16 protein-coding genes and 1 pseudogene are annotated in these 17,761 nt (G+C 40.5%); 6 read left to right on the forward strand and 11 right to left on the reverse strand.

The genetic code is table 11. The features are described from left to right. Positions 1–63 precede the first annotated feature (63 nt). The 3 genes from HWQ37_RS13255 to HWQ37_RS13265 all read right to left on the reverse strand — a co-directional run bounded on the left by HWQ37_RS13255 (position 64) and on the right by HWQ37_RS13265 (position 2,538). A complete protein-coding gene (locus HWQ37_RS13255) occupies positions 64–828 on the reverse strand; it encodes a class I SAM-dependent methyltransferase (RefSeq protein WP_292747949.1) in 765 nt (254 codons plus the stop codon). 65 nt (positions 829–893) lie between these two features. Beyond that, on the reverse strand, positions 894–2,003 hold the full coding sequence (locus HWQ37_RS13260; protein ID WP_292747951.1) for a M29 family metallopeptidase: 1,110 nt from the start codon (positions 2,001–2,003) through the stop codon (positions 894–896). Between the two features lie 340 nt (positions 2,004–2,343). Further along, positions 2,344–2,538 (reverse strand): hypothetical protein, encoded by a 195-nt coding sequence (locus HWQ37_RS13265; RefSeq protein ID WP_292747953.1) that lies wholly within the window; start codon positions 2,536–2,538, stop codon positions 2,344–2,346. A 743-nt stretch (positions 2,539–3,281) separates the two neighbouring features. Between HWQ37_RS13265 and HWQ37_RS13270 the strand changes: the two genes are divergently transcribed. After that, on the forward strand, positions 3,282–3,542 hold the full coding sequence (locus HWQ37_RS13270) for a YlcI/YnfO family protein (protein WP_292747955.1): 261 nt from the start codon (positions 3,282–3,284) through the stop codon (positions 3,540–3,542). After that, positions 3,535–3,963, forward strand: a complete 429-nt coding sequence (locus tag HWQ37_RS13275) for a type II toxin-antitoxin system VapC family toxin (RefSeq protein ID WP_292747957.1) — start codon at positions 3,535–3,537, stop codon at positions 3,961–3,963. Before HWQ37_RS13270 ends, HWQ37_RS13275 begins: the two co-directional genes overlap by 8 nt. Before the next feature lie 53 nt (positions 3,964–4,016). On the opposite strand, the gene HWQ37_RS13280 is transcribed toward HWQ37_RS13275, so the two are convergent. The 8 genes and pseudogenes from HWQ37_RS13280 to HWQ37_RS13315 form a co-directional block, all read right to left on the reverse strand. Beyond that, positions 4,017–5,111: a cyclic nucleotide-binding domain-containing protein gene (locus HWQ37_RS13280; protein ID WP_292747959.1), complete on the reverse strand. Its 1,095-nt coding sequence runs from the start codon at positions 5,109–5,111 to the stop codon at positions 4,017–4,019. A gap of 9 nt (positions 5,112–5,120) precedes the next feature. Next, positions 5,121–6,335: pseudogene (locus HWQ37_RS13285) on the reverse strand (DUF7005 family protein). 135 nt (positions 6,336–6,470) lie between these two features. Further along, complete coding sequence (locus HWQ37_RS13290) at positions 6,471–7,259, reverse strand: MinD/ParA family ATP-binding protein (protein WP_292747961.1); 789 nt, start codon at positions 7,257–7,259, stop codon at positions 6,471–6,473. Between the two features lie 91 nt (positions 7,260–7,350). Then, positions 7,351–9,948, reverse strand: a complete 2,598-nt coding sequence (locus HWQ37_RS13295) for an amino acid permease (protein ID WP_292747963.1) — start codon at positions 9,946–9,948, stop codon at positions 7,351–7,353. Positions 9,949–9,951: 3 nt separating this feature from the next. Continuing rightward, positions 9,952–11,391 (reverse strand): PDC sensor domain-containing protein, encoded by a 1,440-nt coding sequence (locus HWQ37_RS13300; RefSeq protein ID WP_292747965.1) that lies wholly within the window; start codon positions 11,389–11,391, stop codon positions 9,952–9,954. 274 nt (positions 11,392–11,665) lie between these two features. After that, positions 11,666–12,460: a response regulator transcription factor gene (locus HWQ37_RS13305; protein WP_292747967.1), complete on the reverse strand. Its 795-nt coding sequence runs from the start codon at positions 12,458–12,460 to the stop codon at positions 11,666–11,668. A 68-nt stretch (positions 12,461–12,528) separates the two neighbouring features. Then, positions 12,529–12,924, reverse strand: a complete 396-nt coding sequence (locus HWQ37_RS13310) for a response regulator transcription factor (RefSeq protein WP_363318114.1) — start codon at positions 12,922–12,924, stop codon at positions 12,529–12,531. Positions 12,925–13,086: 162 nt separating this feature from the next. After that, positions 13,087–14,730 carry a sensor histidine kinase gene (locus HWQ37_RS13315; RefSeq protein ID WP_292747969.1) on the reverse strand — a complete coding sequence of 548 codons (1,644 nt, stop codon included), beginning with the start codon at positions 14,728–14,730 and terminating at the stop codon, positions 13,087–13,089. Between the two features lie 756 nt (positions 14,731–15,486). Here HWQ37_RS13315 and HWQ37_RS13320 point away from each other — a divergent pair. The 4 genes from HWQ37_RS13320 to HWQ37_RS34615 all read left to right on the forward strand — a co-directional run bounded on the left by HWQ37_RS13320 (position 15,487) and on the right by HWQ37_RS34615 (position 17,724). Then, positions 15,487–15,987, forward strand: a complete 501-nt coding sequence (locus HWQ37_RS13320) for a hypothetical protein (RefSeq protein ID WP_292747971.1) — start codon at positions 15,487–15,489, stop codon at positions 15,985–15,987. Between the two features lie 76 nt (positions 15,988–16,063). After that, complete coding sequence (locus tag HWQ37_RS13325; protein WP_292747973.1) at positions 16,064–16,390, forward strand: hypothetical protein; 327 nt, start codon at positions 16,064–16,066, stop codon at positions 16,388–16,390. Further along, entirely contained in the window at positions 16,383–17,225 is an 843-nt protein-coding gene (locus HWQ37_RS13330) for a hypothetical protein (RefSeq protein ID WP_292747975.1), read from the forward strand. Before HWQ37_RS13325 ends, HWQ37_RS13330 begins: the two co-directional genes overlap by 8 nt. Continuing rightward, positions 17,179–17,724, forward strand: a complete 546-nt coding sequence (locus tag HWQ37_RS34615; protein WP_363318115.1) for a DUF3854 domain-containing protein — start codon at positions 17,179–17,181, stop codon at positions 17,722–17,724. The genes HWQ37_RS13330 and HWQ37_RS34615 overlap by 47 nt, the downstream gene beginning before the upstream one ends. Positions 17,725–17,761 lie beyond the last annotated feature (37 nt).

The following is a 17,761-nucleotide window of genomic DNA, read 5'->3' on the forward strand; positions in this document are numbered from 1 at the left end:
CATTTATGAATATTTTCAATAATTCTTTCTTTAAAATCTTCTGAAGAATGAGAAGCAACACCTTTAAATACGTTCAGCAAGAAGATGAAAACAACGGGCAACTTGCCGATAAGGATCTTGTTCACCAGCAAGCCATTCTGCTAAGTAGATATCCGAATAATTTTCTACTGTCATTGGCTTAGTGATGTGATCGGTGAATATGCCAACTCCGTACCATTTCTTAACCAAAGATCCAGAAGATTCCAAAATTTTAGTGATATGGTTGCGAGAATGATCATAAGTAGGCAAATACTTACTGTCTATTTGTGTCCCACCTTCTAAGCTCATGATTGCCTCTTGCCATTGTCCTTGCAGTCCACACCGCATGGCTATGGCTTCTGTGTTGATGGAAAGCACCGAAATTAAACCACCTTGACGCACCAGATTTGTTAAACTCAATAGCATCGGAGCAGGATTCTCTTCATACATCAATACACTATGACAACATACCAAGTCAAAATCGGTACCAACTAGGTTTACTACATCCTCTCCATCACCTTGAACTAGTTCAATCCGTGAGCGAACCACTTCAGATTCAGATGATAACTTATGTTTAGCAATAGCAAGCATTCTTGGATCGAGATCCACAATCACTACTGAATGACCTGCTCGAGCTAACATAATTGCTTGCTGACCGAACCCACCACCTACATCGACTACGCGCTGTGGCTTCGGAGTCATGTGAGTCAGCAAAGCACGCGTTACTACCTCAAACCGAATAGTACCAGCAGCGCGGGCGTAAGCTTTAGCAAGAACCGATGCATTCTCAGTCCAAAGATTTTTCTTCATACAATTTTTGATGAAAAGAGAGTCATTTTATTAATACCATTCGGGTCTAAACCAAAGATTATTTATCATCTAATTATCCCGCAGCAATCATTTTTTATGTCGCGATCGCTATCAGGTGAAAATACGTCCTCTGCCTGACAGTTTAATGGGTGAGCATTTAATGATGGTGTTATATCATCCAAATTCAGCGGTAAAGAGTCTTCATCTACCCAAATGAACCCTCCCTTAGTTATTAAATCTAAATGAATTTTAGATTGGTATAAACTAGAACCCTGATTATGTTGCCCAAAGCCTAAATGGACTCCTGGACATCGTTCATTTATATGAGAATTTAATGGGATAGCATGTTGTACGCAGTAGTTTGTACCAAATCCTAGCTCGCCGACGTTCATACCGTTAGGACTATTAAAACACTTTGCGACGACGGACTTCATTTTCATATTTTCACATTCAAAATCTGTAGCTTTTCCTTTTTCAATAAAAACCTTGATAGGATTATTTTCAAGACGAGTATCGATATATGTAGTAGCATTTAAATTGAATGCAAAATTTGCAACTAGTGTCCCTTCAATACAATCAGGGTAAGTTGCAACTTCTCCTGCTGGCAGAATAAGAGTATCCCTTTCTCTCCATACTCCGTGATTACTTATCCAGCGAAAACGCTCTGAATCTAAGTGTACTTTTAAATCAGTCCCTCCTTGACACTTTATTCGTAAAGTTTTTGCTTGCATACATCGTTCTAGAATAGTGGAATTACGCGCTAATAATTGTTTTGGTTTAGCATGAAGTGCATAAGAAAATAAATCGGAACAAGCACTCATTGCACGAATAATCAAGTAATTTTCTTCATCATATATAGATAGTGCTTTCATAATTTCATTTGTGTGCGAGAAGGTATCAAGCTCAAATGTCATAATATAAAGCTTCCTATTTCCAGCAAGCTTTTCTTTTTGAGGAAGTACATTCACAAATCTGTCGAAAAACCCTGCATCCTTTAGTGGCTTCATCCAAATTGAATTTACCTCTATATTTCGTAATTCAAGAGCATGGTTTACCCATGCTGCGGATTCTCGACTGTTTTTTGTATAAGCAATAATGACTTTATCTTCCGCTTTTACCATAGCATAGTCATCAAGTAGATAATTAACACCTTGCCATATTTTTTCATCAATCATATTATTCATCTCTATCCCAAAACTACGTTTATGGATCGGTCGTGTAACAATACTGCTCGGTTAAGCATTTTTAACTCGGAATTGGGTTTTGGGTAAAGGTTAAAGGTTTTTTCTTTCCCCTTTTCCCCTTTTCCCCTTTCCCCTTAACCGACAAGTATTGGATCGTGTAAGACTGTATGGTAAAAGTGTCTTGCCTGAATTGTTTGGCATCTCAAAGCAACTGGGGAACATCAGACCGGTCTTCGGACTGGTGTCGGCTACGAAATCTAGATTCTTAATACTAGATTTTGTAGCCCATACCAGATATCACCTAATAAGTGCGTAGCCCTCCCCAGTTGGGTCAGTTCGCGGATACAGTTTTATAAGAAACTTCCCAACCACCGCTCACATCTGTTGAGTCAGCAAAATCAATTTCTTGTTCCTCTTCTTCCTGACTCTCTTGATTTTCAGCGTCTACCATATAAGCAATTTTCTTTTCGATTTCTTCAAATTCAGGTTGGACTTTGTTTCTTGACAGGTTATTTTCTTCAGACATGATATTCGCCTCAATTAAATAAATAAGTAGTGATTGCTAGTGGTTTTTAGCTAACGGTAAGCAAAACCAGGATTCTATTAAGATTTTGCTGCAAAGTAACTTTTAAACCAATGCACATTTTTTAGGTAAGACTGTCATTTTTTTTGTTAGAGTTCATGAATTCAACTTACTTTTAGCTGTCTCAGCATCTAATCAAACCTTTTACCCAATAGTGCCACACCATCTAAAGTGTTATGTTATTATTCAATTCATCTTCATATTCAAAATTTTTACCAAACAGCAGACCTTTGCTATAAACCTGCCTGCTATAATGAAGTTGAGTGATCATTCTTTGTAATTTATGAGAAAGCAAAGTAGCGTTCAAATGCATTTGAACACAATGCACAATTTTTCGGTGAGACTATGATTTTTTTGGCTTTTTGTCACGATGAATTCACTATCTAATAATCTGATGCGCTCTCTATCCAGGAATTCAACTTACTCTTAACCGTCCCACCATCTAAAACGTTATCATTCAATTCATCTTCATAATATTCCGCCATATTTTCAAGCAACGGCAAACCTTACTCAGCATTCCTTGTAGTCTATAAGAAAGCAAAATAGCGATCGCACACTAAAAGCGCGATTGAACACAATGCACAATTTTTAGTTAATGCTATGATTTTTTTAGTTAAAATTCATCGATTTTATATCTTCACCAGAAAATGGTTATATAATTAGATATCACAAAATGAATTATATAAATGAACATGGAACGTGAAGCAGTCACAATCCGGTTTCCTATTCCTTTGTTAAACAAAGCAAAACATCTTAAAGATGGCTCAGAGTCATTCAACGAGCTAGTGGTTGAAGCGGTGGAACGAGAGGTTAAACGACGACAGGCTATTGCTACTCATCAGAGCATCGTAGCCAGACGTGCCAAAATCAAGGCTAGAACTGGCATACACCCAGATGTGAATGTTCTCATTCATCGCCTCAGAGAAGGGGATATGCGAAGTGAATAAAGTCTTATGCTTGGACACAAGCGTTCTTATTGCCTATCTTGTGCCTGATGAAAATGAACCATTAGCAGATAATCTGGTGCTGGAAGCAGTTGTGGGACATACACGTTTAGTTATTCCCAGCTTTGCTTGGGCGGAAATAGGCTCAGTATTACGTAAGAAAGTCAGGATGGGTTTACTGACAATCGAAGAAGCAGAAGGCTGTTATCTAGATTTTTGCAATCTACCCATAGATTACATTAACGAGCAGTTGCTCAGAGTCAGAGCTTGGGAAATTGCAGAACAATATCAACTACCAACACTCTATGATGCTGCATTTTTAGCTTGTGCTGAGGGCGAACAAGCACAGTTCTGGACGGCTGACAAGGTGCTATTAAATAAACTATTGCCACTACCAGCTTATGTCAATCAACTAGGACTCTAGCAAGTACCAATATTGCCAGTGATATCAAGTAGTGGGCTGCTATACCCAGCAATTTAACTTACTTTTAACTGCCCCAGCATCCAATCAAATCTTTTTGCTGCGATCGCCACACGGTCTAAAACGTTATCATTCAATTCATCCTCATATTCTACATCTTTAGCTAACGGTAAACCTTTACTATAAACCCGCCTACCATAACCAAGCTGATTCAGCATTCCTTGCAATCTTTGAGAAAGCAATGTTGCAATAACTTGATAAAAACGAGATGCAAATCCGATATCTTGCTGTAACTTTGCTGCTAATTGCTGTCGGTCAATTGACAATACAATTGAATCTTCAATAGCTTTAACCGTTGCTAAAGGTAGGCGACCATCAATGAAGGGTGTTTCGCCGATGATTTCGCCTTTGGATAATCTGGCTATTTCTCTACCAGAAGCTTCACTACCTTCTATAGCAGCAAAAGCACGAGCTAAGGGGTTACGCTCATTTTCATCAATAGAAAGACACATTGCTCCATCTAAAAGAATATACAGCCCATCCACAAGCCCTCTTTCACTGATAAGTACGGTATTAGCCAGAATTTTCTGTATCTTACCACAAGTCGTCATCCAATCGATGTCACTATCATGTAATCCTCCCAACACAAATAGGACATCTCTCAAAGGTTGACTTTGTGCTAAATTGTTACGTCCCTGTTGATTAATGGTACTTTGGAGTCGATCGGAAAGGATAATTGCGATCGCTCGATAAAAACGCGCAGCAAAACCAACATCTTGCTGCAATTTTGCTGCCAATTTTTGTTGTGAAATCGACATTACTAGAGATTTCTCTACAGCTTTCACAGTTGTGGCTGTAACACGAGTCCCTACTAAGGGAAGTTCTCCTACTACCTCACCACGAGATAATCTGGCAATCTCCCGACTGAAGACTTCATCTCCTTCGATAGCTGCAAAAGCACGAGTTAAAGGATTATTATCTGGTTGAGAAATGCTAACTGTTAAAATGCCATCTAGCAAAATGTGTAAACAATCGGCAGCTTTTCCCTCTTGGATCAGTATAGTGCCAGGAGCTATTTCTCGTTGATGACCTGTGGCAATCATCCAATCAATGTCACTGGTAGTTAATTCTTTGAGTAAAACTTCTGTCATAACTAATACCTATTTTGAATTTGATATTTTTGATTCTTGTAGAGATACAAAATTTTGCGTCTCTACACACGAAGTTTTCAGCAATGTATCTAAGTGTTGTTGAATAATTGAGTTAGCCTCTTTTGAAGCTAATTCTTCCAATGTTAAATAAGTCAATGCCATTAACATCAACGGTTGAATATTAGTATCAGTTAATTTCGTTGCATACTCAGCGTGAAAGCACTGCAAATTTTCGGCGGCTGCTTTCACTAATGCTTGTATAATCTTAAAAGCTCCATCGGAGAGTGGTGGATTACCCCGATAATTTTGTAGTCTACCTCCCTCGCGGTAATCAGGAAACGACTCTAACCCCAGAAATCGCAAACACCAGTCGGCTCGATAATACCCGGTAGCGGCTACAATCCCTCTGTAGTCGGCAATTAGCTCATCAAGGATATTGTTTTGCATCGAGTTAAATAAGCGGCGTGTAAAGTAGTGTGTACATTCATGTTCCAGCCGAATTGTTAGTGATAGCTGCTGCCATTGGGATTTTTCAAGTCCCATATCGGTGGCTGAAACGTTGCTATAATCGCCATCACTCAAAATAATGAATTTATCTTGATAAAGTTGTTTCTGTGGTATCAAGCCTTGAAATTCTTTTGCCCAATTAATTTCTGAGTTAGCAAAATTTTCCGCCCCCCATTTTTGACGATACTGACGAATCCGATCCCAATTATTAAATCCGCTAATTATACAAGCTCCCATAGAGTTAGGGATTGGCTGGGGTTCATTTCGCTTTATTAGGGCTTGTACTAAAGAAACAAAGTCTTGTCGGTTTCCAGTTATTAATACTGGTATGATGCCAGCCAAGCTTTGATGCAGTATTAATTGGAGTTTTTCTGGTTGTTGTAAAACTAAACCAGTCGCTTCAGAGATTCCATCCGTAGCAACGCCCCGACGAGTGGCAGACAGATACGCTTCAGTTTGGCTAATACCTTCTTTAATGGGGAATCGCAACTGAATCAGTCGTTGTTTGAGTGCTTCAAATACTCCTAAAACTTTGGCTGCAGCGGCGTATTATTCCCAAGCAGCCACAAAAAATTCAGGAGTAAGGGGGAACTTGAAAGGATGAGTTAATGTGTTGTGATCAAAAACGTTTTGATTGTATACCAATAATTCTTCCGCCTCTGTAGCAGTGGCTCCAAAGTAGGTGAGGATATCGGTACGAAATGATTGTTTAATCATAGGCGATGGGAGAGTGGGGAAGCAGGAATTTTAGATTTTAGACTTCGACTACGCTCAGTCGAACGATTTTGAATTTTAGATTGAAATTTAATCCAAAATCTAAAATCCAAAATCCAAAATTGAATTGCCCAATAACTAACGAGTAACGACTAAACCAGCAATCTGATCGGTAATTCCTGCAATTGTCTGACTGATGGGATGTTCAGGGTGACGTAGGGAGAAAATACCAAGGCTTGCTAGCTGCATCATTTCTTCGGAAAGGGGCAAAATTCCGGCTACTGGGACGTTGTAGATTTTCTCAACCTGTTGTTGCAAGTCTGCAAAGTTCAAGCTTGGTAACGCCTTGTTAATTACTAGCAACATTTTTGGCACTCTGAGCTTCCGGGCTACATCCACTGTTACCGCAGTACCTTGAAAGTCTTGATTATCTGGACGTAAGAGAATTATTAGAACATTAGAAATACCAATGGAAAGTAAGGTTTCTTCATTCAATCCTGGATGTGTATCTATTAATAAATAGTCTAGTTTCAGGCTGCGAATAAGTTGCTGAAAACCATCGTTGAGTCGGATTACATCATATCCTTCACGCAGAATTCTAGCGATTTCACCAGCTTTAATACTAGAAGGTACTAGGTAAAGCCTACCCTTGACTGTACCTGCATTTCCTGGTTCTGCAATTAGAGTATCAGTCACGTCATAGGCTGCGTCTTTAATATCACATTGTCCCCATAAATAATCATTGAGTGAGCGTTCTATTTTATTCTCGTTGAGTCCGAAAATAACGTGAATTCCTGGTGATTGGATGTCAGTATCAATAATGCCTACACGTTGTCCTTGAAGCGCCATAGTAGCTGCTATATTGGCAATCAAGTTTGATTTACCAGTACCGCCACGGAATGAATGAACTGCGATAATTTGTGCCATATATTACCTCGTAATTAATTATTTATTGGGCATTGGGCATGGGACATTGGGGAAAGAATTCTTATAACTCCTAACTCCTAACTCTTAACTCCTAACTCTTAACTTCTAACTCTGGGAAGGTGAATTTTAACCAGCAGCGATCGCCCCCCAAGGGTAATAAAACTCGTCCGTTGGATAGCTGCAAGTTAAACTGCATATTCTTGTCTCCACTTTGGACTTCTACAAGTGCTGGCAAACTTCTGGAGTCAACTTTGGAGTTGCTTGTGTGCGCCCACACTCTGAGTTCTTTTTCTTGCTTGTTTGGTAACTGAAAGGTGGCATAGCGCAGGGATGAGAGTGATGGAATCTCAATTGTGGCTGCTTGGTGATGTTGCTCACCATCGGCATATCCGAGCAGCACTTGGGCGATTTTTGGTTGTCCACCTGCTGTGATTGTGAATACGGAACTACCTCCCAGGTGTTGATCTTCTCGTAGTTCTACAACTACACGAGAAGCAAAGGCTCCATAGTTTTTCATGACTAGAGTTGCTCCTAAAGATAGTGCAGCAACGGACAATGCAGTAATCCGCGCCACGGAATTTTCCCAGATAAATAAGCCGTGGATCAGCAGGATGCCTAAGAATAAACTGTATACACCCACGCTGAACAACGGATGGTTGAGAATCTTCAAGACTACTCCGGGTATAAGTTCGCCTTTGCGCCGACTAGAAACTAATAATAAAACTGGGAAAATACCACCAACAAGGGAGTTGCCAAGGATGCCGGCGAAGGCGAGTATATTGGTAAAGGATTGGACACCGGCTAAGAAAAGCCACTCTGTCAACAGGAAGACTAGCAGTAAGGGGCTGATGGATAAGAAAAAGCGACGTTGGTTTAGTAAGGTTGTCCAAAACTTTCTGGTTTGACTCTGATGCTCAAAAGCAAAATTTCCGGTATCAGCTTTCAAGCCTCCTTCATAAATTAAGAGCATGGGTGAAATGATTTGTAGACAAGCTCTATCCTGGTTAGCTGATTTTACCTCTAGAGCCAAGCGGGTATCCCACTTGCGTAAGTCGGGAAATTGATTAAATAGCTCTTTAATATCCCAATGTTCAGCGATGAAAATTTCTACAGAGTCAACTTTGCCGCTTAACTGAATATCTACACGAAACTTAGATTGAGTGTCTGATTGTCCCAAGTAGGTTAAACCAATATGGGGAATCTGGCTGGATTCTCCAGAGGGATGTAATATTAACATTCCTTGTTGGCGAGGCAAGCTTAATACAGATTTCGGTCGGATAGGCAACCACTCTTTAGCTAAGTTTACTAATAGACTGGAACTACGTAGCCAAGCCATTCCCAAAAGTAGGGTGACTAAAACTGCACCCAAAACTGTGACGATGGAACCTACTTCTCGTGCTAGTGGTGCTAAAGCGGTGCCTGATTGTCCTGCTAGTAATTGGGGGGCGATCGCTCCATTAACTGCTAATACCCAAATGCAAAACAATATAGTCAAAAAAGCTGTGCCGGCGACGCTACCCCAAATCAAGGAGGTGGCGCTAGAGTCACGCGGAAGTATGAGTTTGCCACATTCCCCGACATACACATGGCCAAAGTAAAGCATCAGGCTGACACCGAAAATCCTCTGTAGTATCCCCGGTTGGAAATGACCATCAAGAAAGGGCAATTTTACATATAATAAATTTTCTAATTGAACATGACCGAATGCCAGCAGGGAAAGGATCAGCAGCAAACTCACGTTGATTACTGCCAAAAATACCATTAAGGCGACGGTGAAGTTCAAAGATTTACGCGATCGCAAATATAACCCTCCACCAAAAAGCAATGCTGCCCACAATGCTGCCGGTATGGGTGTGAAGCTGGCCATTGTCACCGACAAACCAATATAACAAGCTAATGCAATCAGAAAAACCCGGATACCAACTGCAATAGAAAGTATAAATGAACCTGCATTTCCTAAATAATTAGATACTAATTGTTTAATGAAAGAATTCCCATAACGGAAGTCACCACTACGCCCTACGGCTTCTGCCATACAAGCCATCGTCAGGATGTTGATGGTACCGATAATCAGCAAAAAGGCAATGGTAGCTAATGGGCCAACATCGGCCACAGCAATGGGCAAGGCTAAGAAGGCTTGGGGAAGCCCTAACGCAACGGTGAGTATGGAAGCTAACCAGAAGGGTGGCAGAGATTCGAGACTTTGAGCGATCGCGGCACTCATCCAACGCCACTGTTCAATCAGTGGCAATTGGGATGCAAAAATAGTCAACAGTTGTTTTCTATAAAAGCGGGAATAAGCCACCTGTACCGTTTTCTCATCCAAACCTAAAGCGGCGCGGATGTGAGGTACTGTTTTCTCAGTGAAAGTGTATTTTTGTCCCAAAGCATGGGCGATCGCTGCTTTCAGTTTGGGGTTTTCTGGTACTAGAGATGCCCACTGACTGGCGTAGCGTTCCAAGTGCTGAATCGTGGGGTGGATTGGTGGGGCATTTCCTAAAGCAAAGGCTTCTAAAAAAGCTAAATCACGCTCATTGGTAGATTGTTCTGTTAAGGAAAATTCCACTAGCGATCGCGCCACTATTTGCGCCGTCCGACTCTCGATCAAAAACAGTAGCATATTCGCTCGTCTCGCAGGTAAACCCGCCAGCACTTCCTCTCGTGATATCAGTTCGTCGTCGAATGACATGATTTATACCTCAGTTTTTAGCGATCGCTCTTTCAACGATTGGACTTTACTCTGCAATCTCTGGTAGTACTCTGTCTCAGTTTCGCTAACAGTTACCGTCTGTTCTCTCAGCTTTTGGATTTTCATTTGTAACTGCTGAAAGTGTTCATTTTCCGTAATTTCCGCAACATTGTTAGCTCTTTTGGTTTCGTCAATTTCAATGCGAAGTTCTTGGACTTGCATTTTCAATTTCTGGTCTCGCATTTTGACTTTTTCAGCCATCTTTAAGAAAACACACACTAATTGACCGATGTCATCTTGGCTATGAGTTGATTTCGCCAAACTCTGACGCAATTCCAATACATGAGAATCAAAATCATCATGTTCTATCGCTTGAGCCGCTTCTGTGAGGGCGTGAATCGGTCGAGAAATTCTTCTGGCTAAGAGTAGCGCCATGATCGCTGTGATACCGCCTACAACTACCACACTGCTGCTGTGCAGCCAAATTAGCCGATTCAAAGGTGCAGCAAACTGTGCCTTGGGTTGGCTGATTCCCAAAACCCAGGATTGTTCTGCCAAAGGTGCAAAACCAACTATGCGGGGCATCTGCTGGGGTGGAAAGCGATAGATTGCATGACCTACAAGTTTTGCTTTCACCATCACTTTTAACTCGGCAATGTTCAAGCTCTGAATCTGCTCTAAGCCATAACGTCTATCGGCGGCAATCTGCTTTAAAATATCAGGGGGCAAAGGGATGAGGCTATGGTAAAGCAGAGATTGATCGGCATGACTGATGATTACCCCCTGTTGGTCAATGAGAAATGCGTAGCTTTGAGAACCTACTTGCAATGTATTGACAATCGCTCTGATATCTGCGCCCCTAATTTTGAGTACTAAGACTCCGACGATTTCACCACTAGGCGATCGCACTGGGTGAGAGAGAAACATTCCGGGTCGTTTCGTCGTTTTCCCCACCAGAATACTAGATATATAGGAGTTACCCTGAATGCTAGAACGGAAATATTCACGGAAAGCGTAATTTTGACCAACAAATGTGGGATCAGTCGCCGCAACAGCACGTCCCTCTTTATCCATGATAAAAATAGCATCAAAGTCTGGATTAGAGCGGAAGACATTTTCTAGAGCTTGTTGCATATCATTACGCAAGTCTGCTCGTTCTCCAGAAGAGGTTGCAGCGAGAAAATTTACCACATTGCGATCGCTGCTAACTTGAACCACAATCCGCTGAATATCAATAATTAATTGGTCAAGCCGACTAGCAACACTAGTAGCTAATAGTTCTAACTTGCGGTATTCTCCAGCCTCGACACTATCTAAACTCTGTCGCAGATTGTAATAGGAAATGAAGCTCATCGGTATCAGCGCCGCCGCAACCAATGCCGCCGAAATCTTCGCAGCGATCGGCCAAGCTGGAGGGTAAAAAAAACGATGAAAATGCTTCATTTTCAAAATGCAATACCTGTTGAGGTCTAAAAATTTTTACATAAACGTATAAATAGGAAGCTTCAATTCTAAAATTCTTTTACTGCTTCTTATCTTTAGCAGCTTAGGAAAGGTAACTCATTACTTCAATGCACAATCTTTGTATAAGACTCACATTTTTTTAGTTTTTACTGTTCTAACTTATATAGTCAGATCCCCGACTTCTTTTAAGAAGTCGGGGATCTCTTATCTACGAGATGCTGCGCGTAGCTTGCTTCCCTGTAAGGGTACAATTTTAAGTTGTTAATAATTGTGCCTTCCTCCAAGCTTGGGGAGTAGTCTTGTGATACTGACGAAACTGGCGGAAAAAATGGCCTTCATGCTGATAACCTACCGTTTCAGCAATCTGATTCACGCACAAGTTACTTTCAAGCAACAAGGTCTGTGCTGCTACCATTCGACGTTCCAGAATCCAATGATTGACTGTTTGTCCCGTATGACGGCGTACTAAGTCGGTTAAGTAAGCAGGACAGTAACCAACAGCAAGAGCCACATCTTGTAAACTAATTGGTTGATGATAATTTGCTTCAATGTACTCGAAGACTTGGCTTAGATGAGAGTCAGAAGGAAATATCGATTGCGAATTTACTGATTTTGTCGTTTCAGATAAAGGTGAAACTAGAGTTTGGGGAAAATGTGCTGCGTAATACTCTTTCATTGCTGCTTGTTTTTGCAGTCGAGTTGCGATCGCTGCCAATAATTCCTCTACCGTCGAGGGTTTGGTAAGATAGTCATCAGCTCCCAAATCCATGCCTTGACGAAGTTCAGCCTTCGTAGCTTTAGCAGTCAGAAAAATAAAGGGGATCATAGCTGTAGTAGGATCTTGGCGCAGAGTCGAGAGAACACCGTAACCATCAAGTTCTGGCATCATAATGTCACAAAGCACCAAATCTGGTAAGTTTTCTAGCGCCTTCTGCACACCAACAAGACCATTGTTTGCACCGATGGCTTCAAAACCTTCTGCCTCTAAGCTATCTACAAAGATATCTCTGGTTTCGGACTGATCTTCAATCACCAAAACTTTTGTCATAGTTGGCTCTGATGTTAACTGATGAATTATTAGTCAATCAAAAGCACAAAAATTATGCAAAAATTATTTCATAGATCATATTGATTTGACCACCTACTTAGTTTACAAACTTTAGCGATCGCTGCTAGTAAACTCTCGACTGTACAAGGTTTAGTTACATAGGCATTTGCTCCTAGATCCATACCATAGTACCGTTCCACATCGCTAGTCTTAGCAGTCAAAAAAATTAACGGAATCTTTGCTGTCAAAAAGTTCTGACGCAGCGTAGTCAGAACACCGTAACCATCAAGTTCTGGCATTATAATGTCGCAAATTACTAAGTCAGGCAAGTACTCTTGTGCTTTATTGACACCAACACGACCATTTTCTGCATAAATGGTATCAAAACCTTCTGCTTGCAAGCTTTCTACTAATATGTCTCGCGTTTGCGCCTCATCTTCAATTACTAATATTTTTTTCATCATTTACCAGTTCATCGGTCTTTTTACATTAGCGGATGCCAAACTCAATGACAATGCTTTTTCTTTAAACGAGACTAGCGCTTTTTTAGCTTCCTTAGCATAAGTCTCCTACTGTAGTCATTGCTCTTTTCAGCTTTTTACTCTCTCACAAATGATTTAGGATTGCTATAGTGGTTGTTTTAAGAGTAATGTAACTGTAAAAATAGTACCTTTCCCAACTTCACTCACCACGTCAATTTGACTATGATGCAAGTCTACAAGCTTTTTGACAATTGCCAGCCCTAATCCATTACCTGGTATGTCACCTACATTCCTACCTCGATAAAATGGCTTAAACAAGTGTTGTTGATCTTCTAGCGAAATACCAATTCCCTTATCCTTAATTTTAAAAATAACTTTTTCATCTTGGTAAGACAATATCAAATCAACCTTAGTACTTATTGGAGAATATTTAATAGCATTTGAAAGTAAATTTATGAGAATTGGTTGTAGCAATTTTTTATCTACCCACACTGGTTTACAATTACCTCTGCTAACAAAGTTAACTGCATTTAGGCTATTTGTTTGCAGGTTTATTTCTGCTAATATCTCACGGCAGAATAAGTTTAAATCAAGCGGTTTTAGCTCACACTGTAGCTTTCCGGCTTCCGCACTCCCAATTAGAAGAACTTCATCCATTAAGTGACTAATCTGTTCCGTTGCTGTTTGAAGACGCTGCAAATACTGGAGTTTTTTCTCATCAGTCCAGTGGTGACTATGACGTTTCAATAAACTAGTCGAATACGAAATTATATTCAGGGGGCTGCGGAATTCATGAGAAACCATAGAGACAAACTGCGCTCTATCTTCAGCAAGTTGTTTTTCTTGTTCTAGAATTCGGCGATTTTCTGATTCTGCTTGTTGACGTTCAGTGATGTCTCGAAAACTCCATACTATCCCAATAATTTGTTCACTGAGCCGTAGAGGTTTACTACATCGCTCGAAAAACCTACCATCTTTGAATTCCAGAATATCATAGCTTTCAAAATGCTTTTGGCTATTGAGTTTTTGGATATCTCTACACAATATTTCTGGATTGTTAATTTGGCTTATGTAAAAAGTTAGATATTGCTGGTAGTTACATGAACTAATAATAGAATCTGGAACCTGCCACATCTGAGCAAACTTCCGATTTGAGCTAATAATATCTCCCTCACATCCAATAGCAATAACACCGCAATCGATAGATTCTAGAGTTGCTTGAAGTAAGGAAAGGGAATTCTCCAGTTTTGCTTTTACCCACTTGCACTCAGCCATTTCATGAGATAATTGCTGATCGACGTATTTTTTTTCGGTTAAAAGCTCCTGTACTCTGTACTCTAGTACCTGATTAGCATTAGATAAGGTGAATGAAACATGCTTGCGCTTGCTGATATCTCGGATTAAGATACAACCATACTCTCTGCTTTCATATTCCATATAGCTAGCAGTGATTTCCACTGTTAAGCACTGGTCTTCTTGAGTCTGATGTATAGATTCAAAGTATAAGGAACCCTGTTGTTTAATAGTTTTCCAGCAGTTTGTCCATACTTCTAGTGAAAAGTCTAGTATTACATCATGTATAGTCATAGAAAGTAATTCCTCATAGGAATCACCTACAAAATTACAAGCTGCCTGATTGACATATATAATCCGTGCATCTGAACTTATCCAGAAAACTGGATCTATTAAACGTTCCATTAAAAACTTGCTAAACTGCAACTCTTCTTCTAATTGCAATGTATCGCCTTGAGAATTGTGTAGCTCAGAAAACTTGTTTGTGGAAATCATAAGTTTCAATGCTAATCATTTATAATTAACCGAATTTATTTGATGACACAAAAAACTTCTTGGCACTCTAACTACTCAATGCATTCCTTAATTCAGTTTATGTGATAGAGAGGTATTTTCCAAAACTTAGAAATACTCAAAATATAGAGTTTGGAGGTTTAAAAGTACGAGCATCATGATGAAAACATTAATTTTTATTGACTATAGATTTAAATTTTGAAAAAACTAACTTGTTTTTTGATAATCTTTAGCTGTTTTATGCTAACTAAGATAAAATCTGTTAAAACTATATATTTAGTAACAGGATACAAAAAACTACCGCCAATTAATAATAGGCTTTGGCACACTCAAATTTAGTTGCTTTAAATCAGAAAATAATCATATCGCTCTGCCAAGTTAGTTCGACAGAACAATACTTTTTTCAATACACTAAAAATTTGTTTGACTTGAGCTTTCTACAAAATTCAATTCTAACCATACAGCTATTCGATTGTTAACGCAATACTATTACAGTAATATTACACTTTGCAAACAATAAATATATTACTTTTTCGGAAAATACTTAACCTCAACCCACCCGTGCAAATGTACTAAACAGCCCTTAATCCGCTTTTCGTCAAAGATGGAACCGCTCTGCTGGTAGTCCTTAGAAATGAAGTAATAGTTCGAGAAAAATTAGGGTTAGTATAAGCACCTGAAACACTAACACCGGTAGAAATCAGCTTTTACGATCATGAATATTACGCCGATGACAAATTGATAGCCAGCATTACCTACGACGACGACTTAACCCAACCTTGGGTAGTGATGGTGAACAACAAGGAAGTCCATCGTACTGCTACAGTCATGCTTTGCCATCGTTACATCTCTACACATTACAAAGACGGCTCTTTACGAGTGCAAGAGCAAAACGCTACAGAAACACCTTGCACCACTGGTAACGAAATCATGGCGCAGATTTTCAACGAATGCCAGAAGTACGGCTTTGAAATCCTTGATGATGGGATTTACCGCAACGATATGAAACTGGGCGAAGTGGGATGCAGTTGCGGTACTTGGTGGGTTATGCGTAGTGGGGAGTCTCAACAACAGCCGTGTAACTCGGCAATGGATGCAGTTTGGTGGTTGTCGATGGTGGACGTGTCTACTGATGGGAAATCGATTTTTGATGAATATTTTTTAGATCAGCCGTTAGAACAGCTAACTGGTGATAAATTGCAACGGCTGCTGGAGAGGGCGGAGTTAGTGGCAGCATAATTATTCTCATTCCAGGCGATCGCAGTTGTCAAGCGATCGCCCTTCACCACATTCTCAACAATCCCCAATTAAACCTATGCAACCAACAATTTCGATACCCCAACACTGGGACTATCCCCGCTTTGCTTTGGATCAGCGTACTAAAGAGGGCATCATTTTGGGGTTTCATTATTACCCAAATGGTACAGAATTGGCCGAACAATTTGGTCATGGTTGGCGTTATGCGCTGATGCCTAAGAAAAATTCTGATGAACTGTTTCACTTTGAAGAGAATCAAATTAAACCACTCTCTCCACAGGAATTATTCTTACAAATCACGGCAGAGATTGAGCTTTATCAACAACAGATAGCAACTCTGCAACAACAGTTAGTCGTAATAACTGGAGGTGCAAACAATGGCTAATTCTACAGAGAACTTCGAGGGGAGAGCCAAACATTTGCTGCGTTTGATTCGACTTTGTGGTGGTTGTGTTCCGTTACATCGCCTTCAGTTTCAATTCTCTAATTCAGTGATTCAAACCCTGCTTGATAAAGAACTCGTGCAAGTACAGAACACGGGACGCGGCTTTTTGTTGGAGATTATGGAAACCATCAAAATCAACAACAGCGTCTTTCTCATTCCTCCCACCCAACCAAAACTACAAGCCAATTGCGCTAAAGAGTACGGGCAATTTCTTCTCGATTGTCCTCCAAAACTGACAATTCTAGAAGCACAAGTAGGGGGTTATCTCAAGGGGAATAAGGCTGACTTTGCGATCGCCATTTCTCGCCTGGACCGCGCCTTGACCATCAACGAAAACTTCACCAACGAACCATTCACCGAGTTATGGGTGATTCCTGTTGCTGGCGGACTAAAAGATCAGTTTAAGGGACCGGCTTCGATGCTGCTTTGCTTTCTGATGCACCGCCGCAGTAAAGACAATTTCGCCGGACTCTACAATCACTTCGCCCATCGCGCTTTCCAGCAATGGTGTGAAGAAGGAATGCCGGGAGATCCGAAGGAGTTTTGTTATCAGGCGATCGCTAGTGTGCTGAAAAACTACATCTTCTGCGCCGAATTTCAGAAAGTGGAAGGAGCGCTAGGAACATACTGGTTCATTCAGTGGAGCTATCGCAATCCTCAATATTCGTCAAAAGAGCAATTCGATTCATTTTCAGTAATTAAAAGTAATTCACAAGGAGTCAAAGATCATGGGAGAAGCAAAACGTCGTCGTCAATTAGATGCCAACTACGGTAAAACTCAACTTCCTGATGAATTCGCTCAGATTTTTGATGATTTTGTCAACAAACAAACTGACATTGCAATCATCTCCAAACAAGATTTAACTCAGCCTTGGTCAGAAAGATTTGCCTATCTTAAGCCAAAAGGCACAACATTGATGAAACTTGACCCCCTGAACGAATACGCCCTGATGATGTGGGGCTGTTTCAAACCTGACCACCCCCGAAGAGATCGCCAAAAGATTCACAAGTTCATCAAATACGAACACCCATTCAGAGAAGAGACACGCGCTTTCTTCCTCTTAGTCCCGAATCGCATCTGGGTGAAAGTCTCTAATCGTAGCGGCATCCCCATTACTGAAGAAGATTTGCAGCACCCTGGTGGTTTCTGGCATTGGGTTTGGCGGCACAACGTACCAGTGACAATCGTGGAAGGTGTCAAAAAAGCGGGGGCGTTATTGACTGCTGGTTATGCTGCGATCGCTTTCACCGTAATCATAAGAACTCTTGCATAAATATTTTGTGGTATGATTGGAGGTTATTTTAATTTCA

Source organism: Nostoc sp. NMS4, assembly GCF_017115095.1.
Taxonomy (GTDB): Bacteria; Cyanobacteriota; Cyanobacteriia; order Cyanobacteriales; family Nostocaceae; genus Nostoc.